Origin of the sequence: Pseudomonas sp. 5C2, from assembly GCF_034314155.1 — a bacterium.
GTDB lineage: Bacteria > Pseudomonadota > Gammaproteobacteria > Pseudomonadales > Pseudomonadaceae > Aquipseudomonas.
In genome coordinates this window covers 1,148,169-1,162,388 of sequence record NZ_JAVIWH010000003.1, presented here as the reverse complement: position 1 = coordinate 1,162,388, position 14,220 = coordinate 1,148,169, and the positions used below count along the sequence as shown (strand labels likewise).

Annotated in this window: 13 protein-coding genes; 12 read left to right on the top strand and 1 reads right to left on the bottom strand. The window is 57.9% G+C overall.

Going from position 1 to position 14,220, the window contains the following annotated elements:
- The first annotated feature begins 128 nt into the window (after positions 1-128).
- The 6 genes from RGU44_RS20200 to RGU44_RS20175 all read left to right on the top strand — a co-directional run bounded on the left by RGU44_RS20200 (position 129) and on the right by RGU44_RS20175 (position 5,536).
- Positions 129-1,622 (top strand): acetyl-CoA hydrolase/transferase family protein, encoded by a 1,494-nt coding sequence (locus RGU44_RS20200; RefSeq protein ID WP_322177212.1) that lies wholly within the window; start codon positions 129-131, stop codon positions 1,620-1,622.
- A 318-nt stretch (positions 1,623-1,940) separates the two neighbouring features.
- A complete protein-coding gene (locus RGU44_RS20195) occupies positions 1,941-2,156 on the top strand; it encodes a DUF1127 domain-containing protein (protein WP_219063263.1) in 216 nt (71 codons plus the stop codon).
- A gap of 339 nt (positions 2,157-2,495) precedes the next feature.
- A complete protein-coding gene (locus tag RGU44_RS20190; protein WP_322177211.1) occupies positions 2,496-2,813 on the top strand; it encodes a DUF2388 domain-containing protein in 318 nt (105 codons plus the stop codon).
- A gap of 104 nt (positions 2,814-2,917) precedes the next feature.
- Positions 2,918-3,223, top strand: coding sequence for a DUF2388 domain-containing protein (locus RGU44_RS20185; RefSeq protein ID WP_322177210.1), 306 nt, complete (start codon positions 2,918-2,920; stop codon positions 3,221-3,223).
- Between the two features lie 34 nt (positions 3,224-3,257).
- Entirely contained in the window at positions 3,258-3,578 is a 321-nt protein-coding gene (locus RGU44_RS20180) for a DUF2388 domain-containing protein (RefSeq protein WP_322177209.1), read from the top strand.
- On the top strand, positions 3,575-5,536 hold the full coding sequence (locus RGU44_RS20175) for a DUF4105 domain-containing protein (RefSeq protein ID WP_322218778.1): 1,962 nt from the start codon (positions 3,575-3,577) through the stop codon (positions 5,534-5,536). Before RGU44_RS20180 ends, RGU44_RS20175 begins: the two co-directional genes overlap by 4 nt.
- Before the next feature lie 22 nt (positions 5,537-5,558).
- Here the strand turns inward: RGU44_RS20175 and RGU44_RS20170 are convergent, their stop codons facing one another.
- Positions 5,559-5,960 (bottom strand): GFA family protein, encoded by a 402-nt coding sequence (locus RGU44_RS20170; RefSeq protein ID WP_322177207.1) that lies wholly within the window; start codon positions 5,958-5,960, stop codon positions 5,559-5,561.
- A 348-nt stretch (positions 5,961-6,308) separates the two neighbouring features.
- On the opposite strand from RGU44_RS20170, the gene RGU44_RS20165 reads away from it, so the two are divergent.
- The 6 genes from RGU44_RS20165 to RGU44_RS20140 all read left to right on the top strand — a co-directional run bounded on the left by RGU44_RS20165 (position 6,309) and on the right by RGU44_RS20140 (position 14,215).
- Positions 6,309-7,616, top strand: coding sequence for a CitMHS family transporter (locus RGU44_RS20165; RefSeq protein ID WP_322177206.1), 1,308 nt, complete (start codon positions 6,309-6,311; stop codon positions 7,614-7,616).
- 93 nt (positions 7,617-7,709) lie between these two features.
- Positions 7,710-8,477, top strand: a complete 768-nt coding sequence (locus tag RGU44_RS20160; protein WP_322218775.1) for a TerC family protein — start codon at positions 7,710-7,712, stop codon at positions 8,475-8,477.
- A 237-nt stretch (positions 8,478-8,714) separates the two neighbouring features.
- Positions 8,715-10,367: a Na/Pi cotransporter family protein gene (locus RGU44_RS20155; RefSeq protein WP_322177204.1), complete on the top strand. Its 1,653-nt coding sequence runs from the start codon at positions 8,715-8,717 to the stop codon at positions 10,365-10,367.
- Between the two features lie 57 nt (positions 10,368-10,424).
- Positions 10,425-11,810 (top strand): M16 family metallopeptidase, encoded by a 1,386-nt coding sequence (locus tag RGU44_RS20150; RefSeq protein ID WP_322218772.1) that lies wholly within the window; start codon positions 10,425-10,427, stop codon positions 11,808-11,810.
- Between the two features lie 117 nt (positions 11,811-11,927).
- Positions 11,928-13,037, top strand: a complete 1,110-nt coding sequence (locus RGU44_RS20145; RefSeq protein ID WP_322218770.1) for a DUF5924 family protein — start codon at positions 11,928-11,930, stop codon at positions 13,035-13,037.
- An 11-nt stretch (positions 13,038-13,048) separates the two neighbouring features.
- Positions 13,049-14,215: an ABC transporter permease gene (locus tag RGU44_RS20140; protein ID WP_322218768.1), complete on the top strand. Its 1,167-nt coding sequence runs from the start codon at positions 13,049-13,051 to the stop codon at positions 14,213-14,215.
- Positions 14,216-14,220 lie beyond the last annotated feature (5 nt).

Here is a 14,220-nt window from a genome sequence, read left to right as displayed (position 1 = left end):
TCTGTCACAACGGTGTTTTACATCACGCACTATAATTAGAGCACGTGAATGCGACCATGGTAGCGGGACGAAAAATGCTCAACTCACTAGACTGCAGGTCTTGCTTCCACCGCCCGAGATGAAAATCCATGTACCGTGACCGTATCCGCTTGCCTTCTCTGCTCAACAAGGTGATGAGCGCGGCAGATGCCGCAGCCCTGATCCAGGACGGCATGACCGTCGGTATGAGCGGCTTTACCCGTGCAGGCGAAGCCAAGGCTGTGCCTCAGGCACTGGCCGAGCGCGCCAAAGTGTCTCCGCTGAAAATCAGCCTGATGACCGGCGCCAGCCTCGGCAATGACCTCGATAAACAATTGACCGAAGCCGGTGTGCTGTCCCGTCGCATGCCGTTTCAGGTCGACAGCACCCTGCGCAAAGCAATCAACGATGGCTCGGTGATGTTTATCGATCAGCATCTGTCCGACACCGTTGAGCAGTTACGTAACCGCCAGATCAAAGCCGTTGACCTGGCTGTGATCGAATGCGTGGCCATCACCGAAGAAGGGCATCTGATCCTGAGTACTTCGGTGGGCAACTCAGCCAGCTTCGCCATTCTGGCCAAAGAAGTGATCGTCGAGATCAACCTTGCTCAGCCACTTGAGCTGGAAGGCCTGCACGACATCTACATCCCAAGCTACCGTCCAACCCGCCTGCCGATCCCGGTACTGAAGCCTGACAGCCGCATCGGCAGCCACGCCGTGCAGATCGACCCGGCGAAGATCATCGGCATTGTGATCAGCAATCAACCTGACTCGCACTCGACAGTCCTGCCACCTGACGAAGAAACACAGGCTATCGCCAGCCACTTGGTGGAGTTTTTCAAAAGCGAAGTGCGCGCAGATCGGTTGACCAACAGCCTGATGCCACTTCAGGCAGGCATTGGCACCATCGCCAACGCAGTGATGCACGGTCTGCTGGACTCACCGTTCCATGACATGACCATGTACTCCGAAGTGCTTCAGGATTCGACATTTGACTTGTTCGACTCCGGCAAACTGATCTTTGCATCTGGCAGCTCCATCACCTTGTCTGCCGCCAAGCACGACGAAGTGTTCAACAAGCTGGAGCACTACAAGCCACAGCTGGTGCTGCGTCCACAGGAGATCTCAAACCATCCTGAGGTCATTCGCCGCCTGGGGATTATCGGCATCAACACCGCACTGGAATTCGACCTGTACGGCAACGTCAACTCCACCCACGTCTGCGGCACGCGGATGATGAATGGCATTGGCGGTTCGGGAGATTTTGCCCGTAACGCGCACTTGGCGATTTTTGTCACCAAGTCTATTGCCAAGGGCGGTGCGATCTCCAGCGTTGTGCCGATGGTCAGCCATGTCGATCACACTGAACATGACGTGGATATCCTGGTGACCGAGCAAGGCCTGGCTGACTTGCGCGGCCTGGCACCACGGGAGCGCGCACGGGTGATTATCGACAACTGTGTGCACCCGGATTATCGCGAAGCACTCAACGCCTACTTCGCGGCAGCCTGCAAAATAGGTGGTCACACTCCACACGTACTGCGCGAAGCACTCAGCTGGCACATCAATCTGGAAGAAACAGGGCGCATGCAGCCTCTCTGATTTTGGAGTGGGTAGCTGACAACGATTTTTTCGTGCTGTCAGCTACCCCAATGTTTCCCTTAAATCAGAAAACTGTACTGCTGTACCGGTCATTTCCAGGCTTTCAAATCGAAAAAACCCCCTGATTAGCACGAAAATGCGCCATTAAAGTGCGGACCAGTACAGTTACCCCAAATACGAACAAAACAGTCCCTATAAACAGTTAACTGGACCAGCACAATTGAAGTGAACTGTGTCTGGAGGGACTGGCCAAGAGGGAGGAAGATTGGCACCAGTCAAGCCACTATCTAAACCCGCCACAAGCGGAAGGAAGTCATCATGGAACGTACACTCAGTTCCGACCTGTTCTACGAAAATACCGCTTCAACCGCTAAAGCTGCATGGCCTCTTCGCGCTTTCGCCAACCTGATGCTTTGGCAGCGTCGCATCTCCAGCCGCCACCAACTGGCTCGTCTGGACGCACGTTTGCTGGCTGACGCCGGGATTAGCGAATCGCAACGTTACGAAGAGTTGAGCAAGCCGTTCTGGCGCTAAGCTAGCGCTCGCTGGTCTCAGACCATAGGTCTCCCTCCAGCAACCCGAATTGCTCCATACAAGACCCGTCGCAGGTAACTGCCGACGGGTTTTGTCATTTCAGAGATCCGGAATCAGGCTGAGAAACGAACGACCAGACAGTCTACAAGTACAGTTTGCAAATCACTTCAATCCACCGCTACAGTTGTTTTCTGCTTACTTCTCAACCACATAACACCCCCACAGAAGCGCCGATTGTCGCTAACTATGCACTGGAGCTGACGCAGGATGGTGCGTACAGCGCCGCTGCGATAGGCTTGGGCGTGCTTAGCTCACCTCTTTCAGTCATTGGAGTTCATCATGTCCCGCCTACGCCTACTTAGCGCTGTAGTCCTGCTGGCTGTCGCTACCGGCGCCAGCGCTTCGAGTTTTGTCGTCACCACCGATGCTGTAGTCCGCGCGCTCGATGCCTCCAGCAATGCAACGTCCAAAGTCTCGTCGTCGCTCAAGGATGACAAAATCGTTCTTGCGGCACGTGACGACGCGGCCAGTTTTGTCGCCAGCCAAGGTGACATCCGTGGTGTACACCTGGAAGGCGCCCTGGCGCATATCCGCCAACAGGCTCCTCAGCTCAGCGCCACCGATACTCAGCTGGCGCAAGCGATTCTGGCCCTCTAACGAGCGTCGTTCGAGGCTAATCGGCTAGCCCGCAACTGTCGGGCTGGCTCTGCTCCGGGCATTACGCTAGCCTTCGCCGCTCGAATTATTGGCTATTTCGACCCATGCGTTTTCTGTTGCTTCTGTTCGTTGCCCTGACTTGGAGTCTCCAGGCCCAGGCGTTTGACCTGACCACACAAAATCTGGTCGCCAGCGGATTTGTCACCAGCAAAGTGACCTCCGCCCCCTTCGACAATAAACTGATACTTGCCGCCCAGGATGATGCTGCAGCGTTTATAGCCAGTGATGGCCAACTGCGAGGAGCACAGCTTGAATCGGCGTTGGCTTTTTTACGTGAAGAGCACCGTCAGACCCAGCCAGAATTTCGTGCCAGTGATCTTGAACTGGCGCAGGCAATCCTCGTCCAATAATCATGTTGTATCTTTTGTATTCCGGAGACATTTCATGCGTACCCCGCTCATTGCTACCGCCCTCGGCCTCTTGTTGTTGGCCGGTGTAGCTCAAGCTCAAACTGTGAAGGCAACCAGTAACATTGTCGTCCGCGCCTTCGGCCGCAGTATTGATTTCACCTCTGACACCACCACCTCGACCCGCGACTCAAAAGTCGTGATCCAGGCCAAAGATGATGCTGCCAGCTACGTTGCCAGCAAAGGCGATATTCGCGGAGTGCAGCTTGAGGCCGCGTTCGACACCTTGCGTGCTCGCCTGCCTGAAGCCCGAGACGCCAGTGACCAAACGCTGGCCGAAGCCATTCTTGCTCTGTGAGGCGCCTCACAGGTTGGCTGCTGGCCTCAATGCTGTTGCTGGTCGGCAACAGCGCCGCAGCCGCATTGAGTCTGTCGCTCAACGCTGACAGACTCACTCCGGCGCAGCAACAAGCCAGCCAGACACTGCTCGATGAAGCCCTGCAGGCCTTGCCGCCGCGCTTTATCGAGCAACTGGACCGCCGTATCGACGTTCGTTGGTCTGCAGACCTGCCGAGCAACGCATACGGACAAGCGTCAGGTCCCTATCAGCTCGACTTGAACAGCAATCTGCTGGCCGGTCTGACCGATGGCTCAGCGGCCACCCAGAAAACCAATCGCCCCCACGGCACCGTGCGCCGGGAAATGCTCGCCACTGTGCTGCATGAACTTACCCATATCTATGATCGCGCCACGCTATGGCCGGGTGCCGAGCGTTCGCTGATCCTCAATTGCCAGCGTCAGGCCAATAGCCTGGGCAAGATTGGTTTGCCCGACCGCTGCCGTGGTCAAACGGCCCGGCGCTTCACCCTCAGCGACGATCCGAGGCTGCTCGACCTCGCCGGCTGGCAGCAATACGTCGGCCGCAGGGGCGAGCGTGAGGAACACAACCGCCAGGTCGCCCGTAGTCCGGACATCTACGAAATCAGCAACCCGCGTGAGTTCGTCGCGGTCAACATGGAGTATTTCCTCCTCGATCCGGACTACCCCTGCCGTCGTCCCGCGCTGTACGCGTACTACAAAGAAAATTTCGACTGGGCCCCCTCAGCCAGGAGTGAGTGCCGGACGTCCTTCCCGTTCCTTAACGCCGGCAGCGACTTTGGCCGTCAACCTCTGGGCACAATCGACCCCGAGCGTGTGTACGCCGTCGACTACCTGCTGGCCGAGGCCAACCAGAACTGGGTCAGCCGCTGGGGTCATAGCATGTTGCGGCTGGTGATCTGCAAACCTGGACGCCCTCGTGGCCCGGATTGCCGTCTGGACCTGGATCAACACCTGGTGTTGTCTTACCGCGCCTTCGTCGGCGACGTGCAGCTTTCCAGTTGGGACGGTCTGACCGGCGTGTACCCGTCGCGCTTGTTCGTCCTGCCGCTGGGCCAGGTGATCGACGAATACACCAAGACCGAACTGCGCAGCCTGGCCTCGGTGCCGATGAATTTGTCCCGGCCGCAAATCAACGACCTGGTCGAGCACGCGGCCGAGATGCACTGGAGTTACGACGGCAACTACTACTTCATATCGAACAACTGCGCTGTGGAAACCCTGAAACTGCTGCGCAGTGGCACCGATGACCCACGCCTCAAAGGTCTGGACAGCATTATCCCCAATGGGCTGCTGGAAGTGCTCAATGCACGTGGATTGGCTGACACCAGCGTACTGAAAGACCCGCGAGAGGCATTGCGCCTAGGGTATCGTTTCGATTCCTATCGCGACCGCTATCAGGCGATGTTCGACGTGCTCAAAAAACAGTTGCCGATCAAACAGACCACGGTAGAAGACTGGTTGGGGGTGCCCTCCAAGGAGCGGCGTGAGTGGTTTGCCAGTGCCGATTTGCGCACCAGCGCAGCGATGCTGTTGCTGGAGCAAGCCAGCTTGCGTCGAGAACTGTTACTGGCCCAGGAGGAGGTCAAGCAACGCTACCTCAGTGCCAGGGAGCAGAAGGATGGCGGCGTCTCCAAGGCGACCGGCACCTTGCGGGAAATTCTCGCCAGCAGCGGCTTCCTCAGTCGCCCGGCAGAATTGCTCGACAGCGGCGGCTACGGCTTGCCCCAAGCCAGCGAATGGCAGCGCCTGGAAGACGAAAGCAGCCAGCGTCAGAAGCAATTGCAGCGTTTGACCGGTGATCTGGACAAAGAAGTCCGCGCATTGCTTGAACCCGAACGCGCCGCAGAAATCGCCGCCAACGAAGACAACCTCAAACAGATCAGCGACCACCTGCGCACGTTGCACAAGGCCGCAGGTGGGCTGGAACTGCCTTAGTCCTGCAACATAGGCGTTAAACCTACAACGACTCCTCACGCTCTTCGGGCAAATGCTCATCCAGATGCAACCACGGCAATCGATTGGCGGTCCAGATATGCCGAGCTGCCGGGGCCTGCTCCGGGTGATCCAGCGTGGCGACCGTGACGTCCATGCTGTCCGGCGTTTTGCGGGTGAACAACGCCAACTGTGCGCCGCAGTTGGCGCAGAAATAACGCACACAGGTCGGACCAGAGTCGTAAGACGCCGGGCTGCCCACCAGCCACTCGAACGACGTGAGCGGCACCGTAATCCAGGTCGTCACCAGCCCACCTGAAACCCGTCGGCAAATAGAACAGTGACAGTGGGCGATGTCCTGCAGCGGGGCGTTGAACTGATAACGCAGACTGCCGCAATGGCACCCACCGGTGTGAGACTGACTCATCAAGCGTGCTCCTTCTCAGATCACATGAAATTGAAACCCTTGTGGCACGCCACGGTTGCGTCTTCAACGAAACGGCAACGCGTCAGATGTTTGTTCGACGAAAGCTGGCTGAAAGCTTACCCCTTTAGGATCGCACCACCACCGGCAAAAGACCGGTCAGCCAGGGCATGTGTTTTCAACGTCACCCGGCCCAGTAAACAACAATAAGCGTTAACAACCATGGTGATTCTCATGCCCTCTACTACCCCTCTCTTCGCACCATTCCCCCTTGTACTCCACGCGCCGCCCACCCAGCGCTGATTCGCTCGGTTCGCCTTCCTCACGTCGCGCTACATCTGGAGTATCTCTATGTTGACCTTCCTCGGCTTCGCCATGGTCGTCACGTTCATGTACCTGATCATGAGCAAACGCCTGTCAGCACTGATTGCGCTGATCCTTGTACCTATCGCATTTGCCTTGTTCGGTGGTTTCGCTACCGGCATCGGCCCGATGATGCTCGAAGGCATCACCAAGCTAGCGCCAACCGGCGTGATGTTGATGTTTGCCATCCTGTATTTCGCCTTGATGATCGACTCGGGCCTGTTCGACCCGGCAGTGCGCCTGATCCTCAGACTGGTCAAGGGCGATCCGGTCAAAGTCTCGGTGGGCACCGCCGTGCTGGCGCTGGTGGTGTCCCTCGACGGTGATGGCGCGACGACATACATGATCTGCGTGGCCGCCATGCTGCCGCTGTACGCCCGCGTGGGCATGAGCCCGCGCATCATGGCGGGCTTGATCATTCTGGCTGGCGGCGTGATGAACATGACCCCGTGGGGCGGCCCAACCGCGCGTGCTGCCAGTGCGCTGCATGTTGACCCTTCGGATATCTTCGTACCAATGATCCCGGCCATGCTGGCAGGTGTGGTGGCGATCCTGCTGATTGCTTATGCCTACGGTAAACGCGAGCGCGCTCGCCTGGGTGAACTGCACCTGTCGGACGATGACGTCGACCACAGCGAAATCAGCGTTTCGCAGTTCCCGGAAGCGCGCCGGCCCAAGTTGATCTGGTTCAACGGCGCCCTGACCCTGGCCCTGATGGCGGCCCTGATCGCCGGCCTGCTACCCCTGCCTGTGTTGTTCATGGTCGCGTTCAGTATTGCCATGATCGTCAACTACCCCTGCCTGCAAGCGCAGAAAGACCGCATCGCCGCACACGCGGGTAGCGTTCTAGCGGTGGTTGGGCTGATTTTTGCGGCAGGCATCTTCACCGGTATTCTGTCGGGCACCGGCATGGTCAACGCCATGTCCAAAAGCCTGTTGGCCGTCATCCCCGATGCCCTCGGCCCTTATCTGGCCGTCATCACCGCGCTGGTCAGCATGCCGTTCACATTTTTCATGTCAAACGATGCTTTTTATTACGGGGTGTTACCGATTCTCGCTGAGGCAGCCAGCCATTACGGCATTAGCCCAGTGGAAATGGCCCGTGCGTCTATCGTTGGCCAACCCGTGCATTTGCTCAGCCCGCTGGTGCCTTCAACCTACTTGTTAGTGGCACTGGCCGGCATCGAATTCGGTGACCATCAGCGCTTTACCTTGAAGTGGGCAGTGCTGGTCTGCCTGTGCATAATGTTTGCCGCCTTACTGATGGGGATTTTCCCGCTCTTCAGCAGTCTATAACGCACTCGATTCATCCCGTTGTTACCCCTCACCACCGGGGTTGGCCCGTGAGGCGGGGTAACATAGGGGTATTAACCGCATAAAGGAATACCTATGGAATGGCTGACCAACCCGGAAATCTGGGTTGCCTTTTTCACGCTGACTGCCCTGGAGATCGTCCTGGGCATCGACAACATCATCATGATCTCGATTCTGGTCAGCCGCATGCCCAAAGCCATGCAGCCGCGCACCCGAATTTTCGGCCTGGCGCTGGCCATGATCACGCGTATCCTGCTGTTACTGTCGATTGCCTGGGTCATGCGCCTTACCGCAGATCTGTTCGAGGTCTTCGGCAAGGGTTTTTCCGGCCGTGACCTGATCCTGTTCTTCGGTGGCCTGTTCCTGCTGTGGAAAAGCTCCCAAGAGATCTACCACGGCCTGGAAGGTGAAGACGAAGTCGTCGACGTGCCCAAAGGCAAGGGCGGCCAGTTCTTCTACACCATCATCCAGATCGCGATCATCGACATCGTGTTCTCCCTGGACTCGGTGATCACTGCGGTCGGCATGGTCTCTCACGTGCCCGTCATGATTGCTGCCATCGTCGTCGCCGTGCTGGTGATGATGGCGTGCGCAGGCGCCATCAGTAACTTCATAGACAAGCACCCATCACTGAAGATGCTGGCGCTGTCCTTCCTGACGGTGGTCGGTACCGTGCTGATTGCCGAATCGTTCGGCGTGCATGTACCTAAAGGCTACGTGTATTTCGCCATGGCGTTCTCGCTGGCGGTAGAAGCCATCAACATCAAGATGCGCACCGAAATGGCGAAAAAGAAGAAACAAAGCGAGCCGGTCAAACTGCGCAAGGACATCCCTGGTCAGTAACTGCACCGCTTGAAAACAAACGGGGCATTGAGTGCCCCGTTTTTTTATGAACTTTCAATCTACTGATTTATGACGGTTTTGTTTCAAAGCGTGTATTGCCTATGCGATGCTGGCGCCAAGGCCATAAGCCGACTAAAGCTTAGGTGAGCGCTAAAACGCTTCGGTTACATCGCTTCGTTCGCTACACGCTGCACTTTTAATCCTCACCCGGCTTGGGTGACCTCAGGGGGCCTTTGTATGCTAACCCTGCTCAATTTGCTTTCTGCCGTTGCCTTGCTGATCTGGGGCACGCACATCGTCCGTACCGGCATCCTCCGCGTATACGGCTCCCAATTGCGTCGCGTACTTAGCCAGAACATGTCCAGGCGCCCGTTGGCTTTCGTCGCCGGGATCCTCGTCACTGCGCTGGTGCAAAGCAGTAACGCCACGGCGATGCTTGTCACTTCCTTCGTCGGCCAAGGGCTAATGGCCTTAACCCCGGCACTGGCAATCATGCTCGGTGCGGACGTCGGCACCGCGCTGATGGCGCGGGTGCTGACGCTCGATTTGTCCTGGTTGTCGCCACTGCTGATTTTCCTCGGCGTGATCTTTTTTCTGTCGCGCAAGCAAACCCGAGCCGGGCAACTCGGGCGGGTGGGTATCGGCCTTGGCCTGATCATTCTGGCCCTGCAACTGATCGTCACGGCTGCGTCGCCCATTACCCAGGCAGCGGGCGTGAAGGTACTGTTCGCCTCATTGACCGGAGACCTCCTGCTCGACGCCCTCATCGGGGCAATGTTCGCGCTGATTTCCTACTCCAGCCTTGCTGCCGTGCTGTTAACTGCGACCCTGGCTGGCGCGGAAATCATCAGCCTGCCAGTCGCGATCGGTTTGGTGATCGGGGCAAATATCGGCAGCGGCCTGCTGGCATTCCTGAGTACCAGCATGCAAAACGTCGCCGGGCGCCAGGTTGCGCTTGGCAGCTTGCTGTACAAGCTGATCGGCCTGCTGCTGATCATTCCCATACTGGACCCGCTGGTGAAGTGGATGGATACGCTGAACTTCAGCGCCCAGAGCCTGGTGATCAGCTTCCACCTGACCTACAACACCCTGCGCTGCCTGCTGATGTTACCCAGCGTCAGCCCCATGGCCCGGGTGTGCACGTGGCTATTGCCTGAACGCCCCGACACCAACGGCGTGGCAAAACCCCGGCATCTGGACGCCACGGCGTTGGCAACGCCAAGCCTGGCGCTGACCAATGCCGTGCGCGAGACCCTACGCCTGGGCGATCTGGTCGAAAGCATGCTCGACGCCATGCACGGGGTGCTGCGCGGTACGCAAACGGCGGTCACCCTGGAAATGCGGCGCCTCAACGACGATGCCGAAGCGCTGTACAACGCGATCAAACTCTATCTGGCGCAGATGCCTCGGGAAGACCTGGGCGAGCAGGACAGCCGACGCTGGGCAGAAATTATCGAGCTGGCGATCAACCTCAAGCTGGCCAGCGATCTGATCGAACGCATGCTGCGCAAGGTCCAGCAACAGAAGACCTCGCAACGCCGCTCGTTCTCCGAGGTAGGCCTGGAAGAACTGACGGGGCTGCACAGTCAATTGCTGTTGAACTTGCGCCTTGGCCTGTCAGTCTTCGTCAGCGCCGACCCCGAAAGCGCCCGCCAATTATTGCGTGAGAAGCGCCGCTTCCGCGCTCAGGAGCGACGTCTGGCACATGCCCACGTCAGTCGCTTACAACGCAAAGTGGTGCAAAGTATCGAAACCAGCTCGCTGCACCTGGAGATGATTGGCGACATGAAACGGCTCAACTCGCTGTTCTGCAGCAGCGCCTATGCCGTCCTAGAAACCGCGGAAACGGGTGCACTGTCCAGCGAACCCTTGCCCGACCAACCAATGTGAACGACCTCGGCTCATTGAAGTCTGTTAAACATATCGGCCCGCAAGGAAGCTCGTTTTATGCGTTGTCTGCTGTTTGTTTGCCTGCTTCTGACTGCCAGCCCGTCAATAGCCTTCGACCGTTATCAAGTCGAAGGCTACGACCTGCCCAATGGCCTGCAATTACTGCTCAAGCCGGGCAATGAAAAAGGCCATGTCGCTATTCGACTGGTCGTCGGTATTGGCTTCGATGACTTCAATTGCGCCAACAAGGAATTACCGCACCTGCTTGAGCATCTTTTGTTCAGCGGTATTGATGATCAAGGGGAAGGGGGGCTTGAGGAGCGCATGCAGGCGCTGGGCGGTGAGTGGAACGCTTTCACCAGCAGTGCCGACACGACCTTTGTGATCGAAGCGCCCGCGAGAAACCAGCGTAAGGTTCTTGATTTGTTGATGGCCGTATTGACCCGCAGTCGCATCGATGAAAATGCCCTGAACACCGCCAAACGTATCGTCGAGCGCGAGGACGGCGGCCATTACTCGCACCTGCAACGCTGGCTCGATCATCAAGACCTCGGTCACAACGCCAGTAAACAACTGGCGGTCGAGTTGGGCCTCAAATGTGCCGAACGACCCGATGTCGAGTCGCTGACCCTCAAGCAGGTCGAGAAAATACGCAACAGTTGGTATGCCGCGAACAACATGACGCTGATTATCGTCGGCGATCTGGACCGGCTCCTGCCGGCCTATCTGGTGCGCACCTACGGCCAACTCATCGCAGCCGAACCGAGCGAACACATCCCGCTCGCGCACATCAGCCATACCGCAGAAACCGAACGCAGCCTGATAAAAGGCTGGGTGGGTGAGGGCGCGCGTCTGCACTGGTTTTTCCCTGAGCCGCAGCTTGAACAGCAGCACGATGAGACCTGGGAGCTGGTCAAAAGCTATCTGGATTGGGCGCTCTACCGCCAGTTGCGGCTCGAGCACAGCCTTTCTTACGGACCCTGGAGCGAACGGGAAGTCTTCGGCGACACCGGTTTTCTCAGCCTGAACGCAGACCTTGGCCGTGATGATGTCGATCAGGCAGAACGCGTAATGCGTGAATTGAGCGAGCACCTGCAAAAAGACGGGCTCGACCCCGCGACCTTCTCCCGCCTGCAACAGGCTGCCATCGACAAACAGGCGTGGGCTGCCCAGGGCAATAGCGCGCTGGCCGATTACTATTGGGGATCGTCGAACGACTACGAGGATGGGCACCTGACAGACCCAGCAAAGCAGATCAGGGCCGTCAGTCTCGATACCGCCAACCGGGCGATGCGTCAATTGCTCGCGCAGCCGGGCTATGTCCGCGTGGAAAAACCGTTGCTGGGTTACAACGGATTGTATGAGGTGGTGGCGGGGACCCTTGTGTTGTTTACCCTGATGCTGTTGTTGTGGCGATACCGGGCGGTCCGCGCTCGCGAATGAATTCGCTGACGGGGATTGAGCCTGGAGTTTTCACACAGCCTGCACGGGGATGACCGCTAACCGAACAGCATTGGTATCCTGTCGAGGATTTTTCCTACATACACAGTGAACTGCCGAATGCCTGACTGGAACCATTACGTAACGCGAATACTGGATTTGATGAAGCGCTATCCAGGGTTGATTGCGCTCTTCGGTTTTGCTTCAGGTATCAGCAGCTTCATTTTGGTAGATCGTCAAGAAGCTCTGGCCACCTGGATTGCGGTCATCATGCTGGTCAGCTGGCTGTGGCTGATGTTCGAGAACAGCGTGATGCAGCTGTTCACTAAAATCTTCAAACGCGAAATTCCGCCGCCGCTGTTGCGCTATGGCACTCAGATGATCCACCAGGAAAGTCTGTTTTTCGTATTGCCGTTTTTCTTCATTACCACCACCTGGAACAGCGGCCAGCTGGTGTTCACCAGTCTACTGGGCGCGGCGGCACTGATTTCGATCACTGACCCGCTGTATTACAAATGGCTGGCGCCCAAGCGCTGGTTGTTTCTTGCGCTGCACACGCTGACCTTATTCGCCGCGCTGCTCACCGCGTTACCGATCATTCTGCACCTGACCACCGCCGAGAGTTACAAGCTGTCATTGGGTATCGCCATGCTGCTGTCATTTCCCAGCCTGGTGTCGAGCTTCCCGATCAACCATTGGCGGCGCGGCGTGTTATTACTGGCAGTGACGCTGGTTATCGGCGGCGCTGGCTGGTTTCTGCGTTCGTGGGTACCACCGGCGACCTTGTGGTTGACTGAAGTCGCGGTCAGCACTGATTTTGATAACCAGAACCGGACGCCGGGTGAAAGCCTGAAAGAGGTCAGCGCCCGCCAGGTACGCAACAGTGGGTTGTATGCCTACACCGCAATCAATGCACCGCGCGGGCTGGATGAACGGATTTACCATGTCTGGCGACAAAACGGTAAAGAGGTCGATCGAATCGCCCTGGATATCCACGGTGGGCGCAAGGAAGGCTATCGTGCCTGGACCCGCAAACAGAATTTCCCGGCCGACCCCACCGGGCGCTGGCAGGTGAGGGTGCTGACTGAAGATGGTCAGATGATCGGTGTGCTGCGGTTTCTCGTCACAGACACCGACCAGGCACCTGTCACGCACTCGGCTGGCGACCCTCTGGGTATAAAACCCTCAGCCGATGATCCAGCGCAATCCAATCCAGGGCAAACCTACTAAGCTCGGAGCTTATGACCACACCCTCTCTGGCCGGCAGTGCGCCGTCTTCGGCTGGCATCGCCCTCGTTGACACGTCGAGCAGCCCCCCGAGCCTGCGAATCTCGGGCGACTGGACGCTGGCACATTACCGCGACCTCAAGCAGCAGACGAGCGCGCTGTTCGGGCAGTACGACGCCACGACCCCCGTCGACCTGACTCTGCTGAGCGCCCTCGATACCGCAGGCGCTTCGTTGTTGGTGGAGTTGCTGGGCGCAGACCGGCTGGGACAACTGGCCGTGGACGCCCCGGAACTGCCAACCGCCAGCCGCGCCTTGCTGCAAACCATTCAGTCCTCGATGCATGATTTTTGTATACCTGCCAAAGAGCCGGAAGAGGCGGTGGGCATTCAGTTACTCATGCGCATCGGCAAGGCGGTGGATGCGGTTTGGCTGGACACCCTGCAACTGCTTGGTTTTGTTGGCCTGATTCTAGAGACACTGGTGCTGAATTCATTTCGCCCAAAACGCTGGCGGATGACCTCGGTGATCTCGCACATCGAGCAGACCGGCCTTGATGCCGCGCCTATCGTGGCGCTGCTGACCTTCCTGGTCGGCGCCGTGGTGGCGTTCCTTGGCGCGACGGTACTGCAAAAATTCGGTGCCAGCATCTTTACCGTGGATCTGGTGGCGTTCTCTTTCCTGCGTGAGTTCGGCGTGTTGTTGACTGCGATCCTGATGGCCGGGCGAACGGCCAGTGCCTTCACCGCGCAAATCGGTTCGATGAAGGCCAACGAGGAAATAGACGCTATCCGTACCCTCGGTCTGAGCCCTGTCGAGCTGCTGGTGGTCCCTCGCGTATTGGCACTATTGGTTTCGCTGCCGATCCTGACCTTTCTCGCGATGCTCTCCGGGATTATCGGCGGTGCCGTGGTGTGTGCAGTGTCGCTGGATATATCGCCAGCGATGTTCCTCTCGCTACTGCAATCGGACATTAGCGTTCGGCACTTCCTGGTGGGTATGGTCAAGGCGCCATTCTTTGCCTTCCTGATCGCCTCCATTGGGTGCCTGGAAGGCTTCAAGGTCAGTGGCAGTGCCGAATCAGTCGGGGCTCACACCACATCCAGCGTGGTGCAGTCGATCTTTGTGGTCATCGTGCTGGATGCCGTGGCCGCGCTGTTCTTCATGGAGATGGGCTGGTGACCCCA

Coding starts and splice junctions, on each gene's coding strand:
- RGU44_RS20200 (WP_322177212.1), top strand. CDS start 129: ATGTACCGTGACCGTATCCGCTTGCCTTCTCTGCTCAACAAGGTGATG.
- RGU44_RS20195 (WP_219063263.1), top strand. CDS start 1,941: ATGGAACGTACACTCAGTTCCGACCTGTTCTACGAAAATACCGCTTCA.
- RGU44_RS20190 (WP_322177211.1), top strand. CDS start 2,496: ATGTCCCGCCTACGCCTACTTAGCGCTGTAGTCCTGCTGGCTGTCGCT.
- RGU44_RS20185 (WP_322177210.1), top strand. CDS start 2,918: ATGCGTTTTCTGTTGCTTCTGTTCGTTGCCCTGACTTGGAGTCTCCAG.
- RGU44_RS20180 (WP_322177209.1), top strand. CDS start 3,258: ATGCGTACCCCGCTCATTGCTACCGCCCTCGGCCTCTTGTTGTTGGCC.
- RGU44_RS20170 (WP_322177207.1), bottom strand. CDS start 5,960: ATGAGTCAGTCTCACACCGGTGGGTGCCATTGCGGCAGTCTGCGTTAT.
- RGU44_RS20165 (WP_322177206.1), top strand. CDS start 6,309: ATGTTGACCTTCCTCGGCTTCGCCATGGTCGTCACGTTCATGTACCTG.
- RGU44_RS20160 (WP_322218775.1), top strand. CDS start 7,710: ATGGAATGGCTGACCAACCCGGAAATCTGGGTTGCCTTTTTCACGCTG.
- RGU44_RS20155 (WP_322177204.1), top strand. CDS start 8,715: ATGCTAACCCTGCTCAATTTGCTTTCTGCCGTTGCCTTGCTGATCTGG.
- RGU44_RS20150 (WP_322218772.1), top strand. CDS start 10,425: ATGCGTTGTCTGCTGTTTGTTTGCCTGCTTCTGACTGCCAGCCCGTCA.
- RGU44_RS20145 (WP_322218770.1), top strand. CDS start 11,928: ATGCCTGACTGGAACCATTACGTAACGCGAATACTGGATTTGATGAAG.
- RGU44_RS20140 (WP_322218768.1), top strand. CDS start 13,049: ATGACCACACCCTCTCTGGCCGGCAGTGCGCCGTCTTCGGCTGGCATC.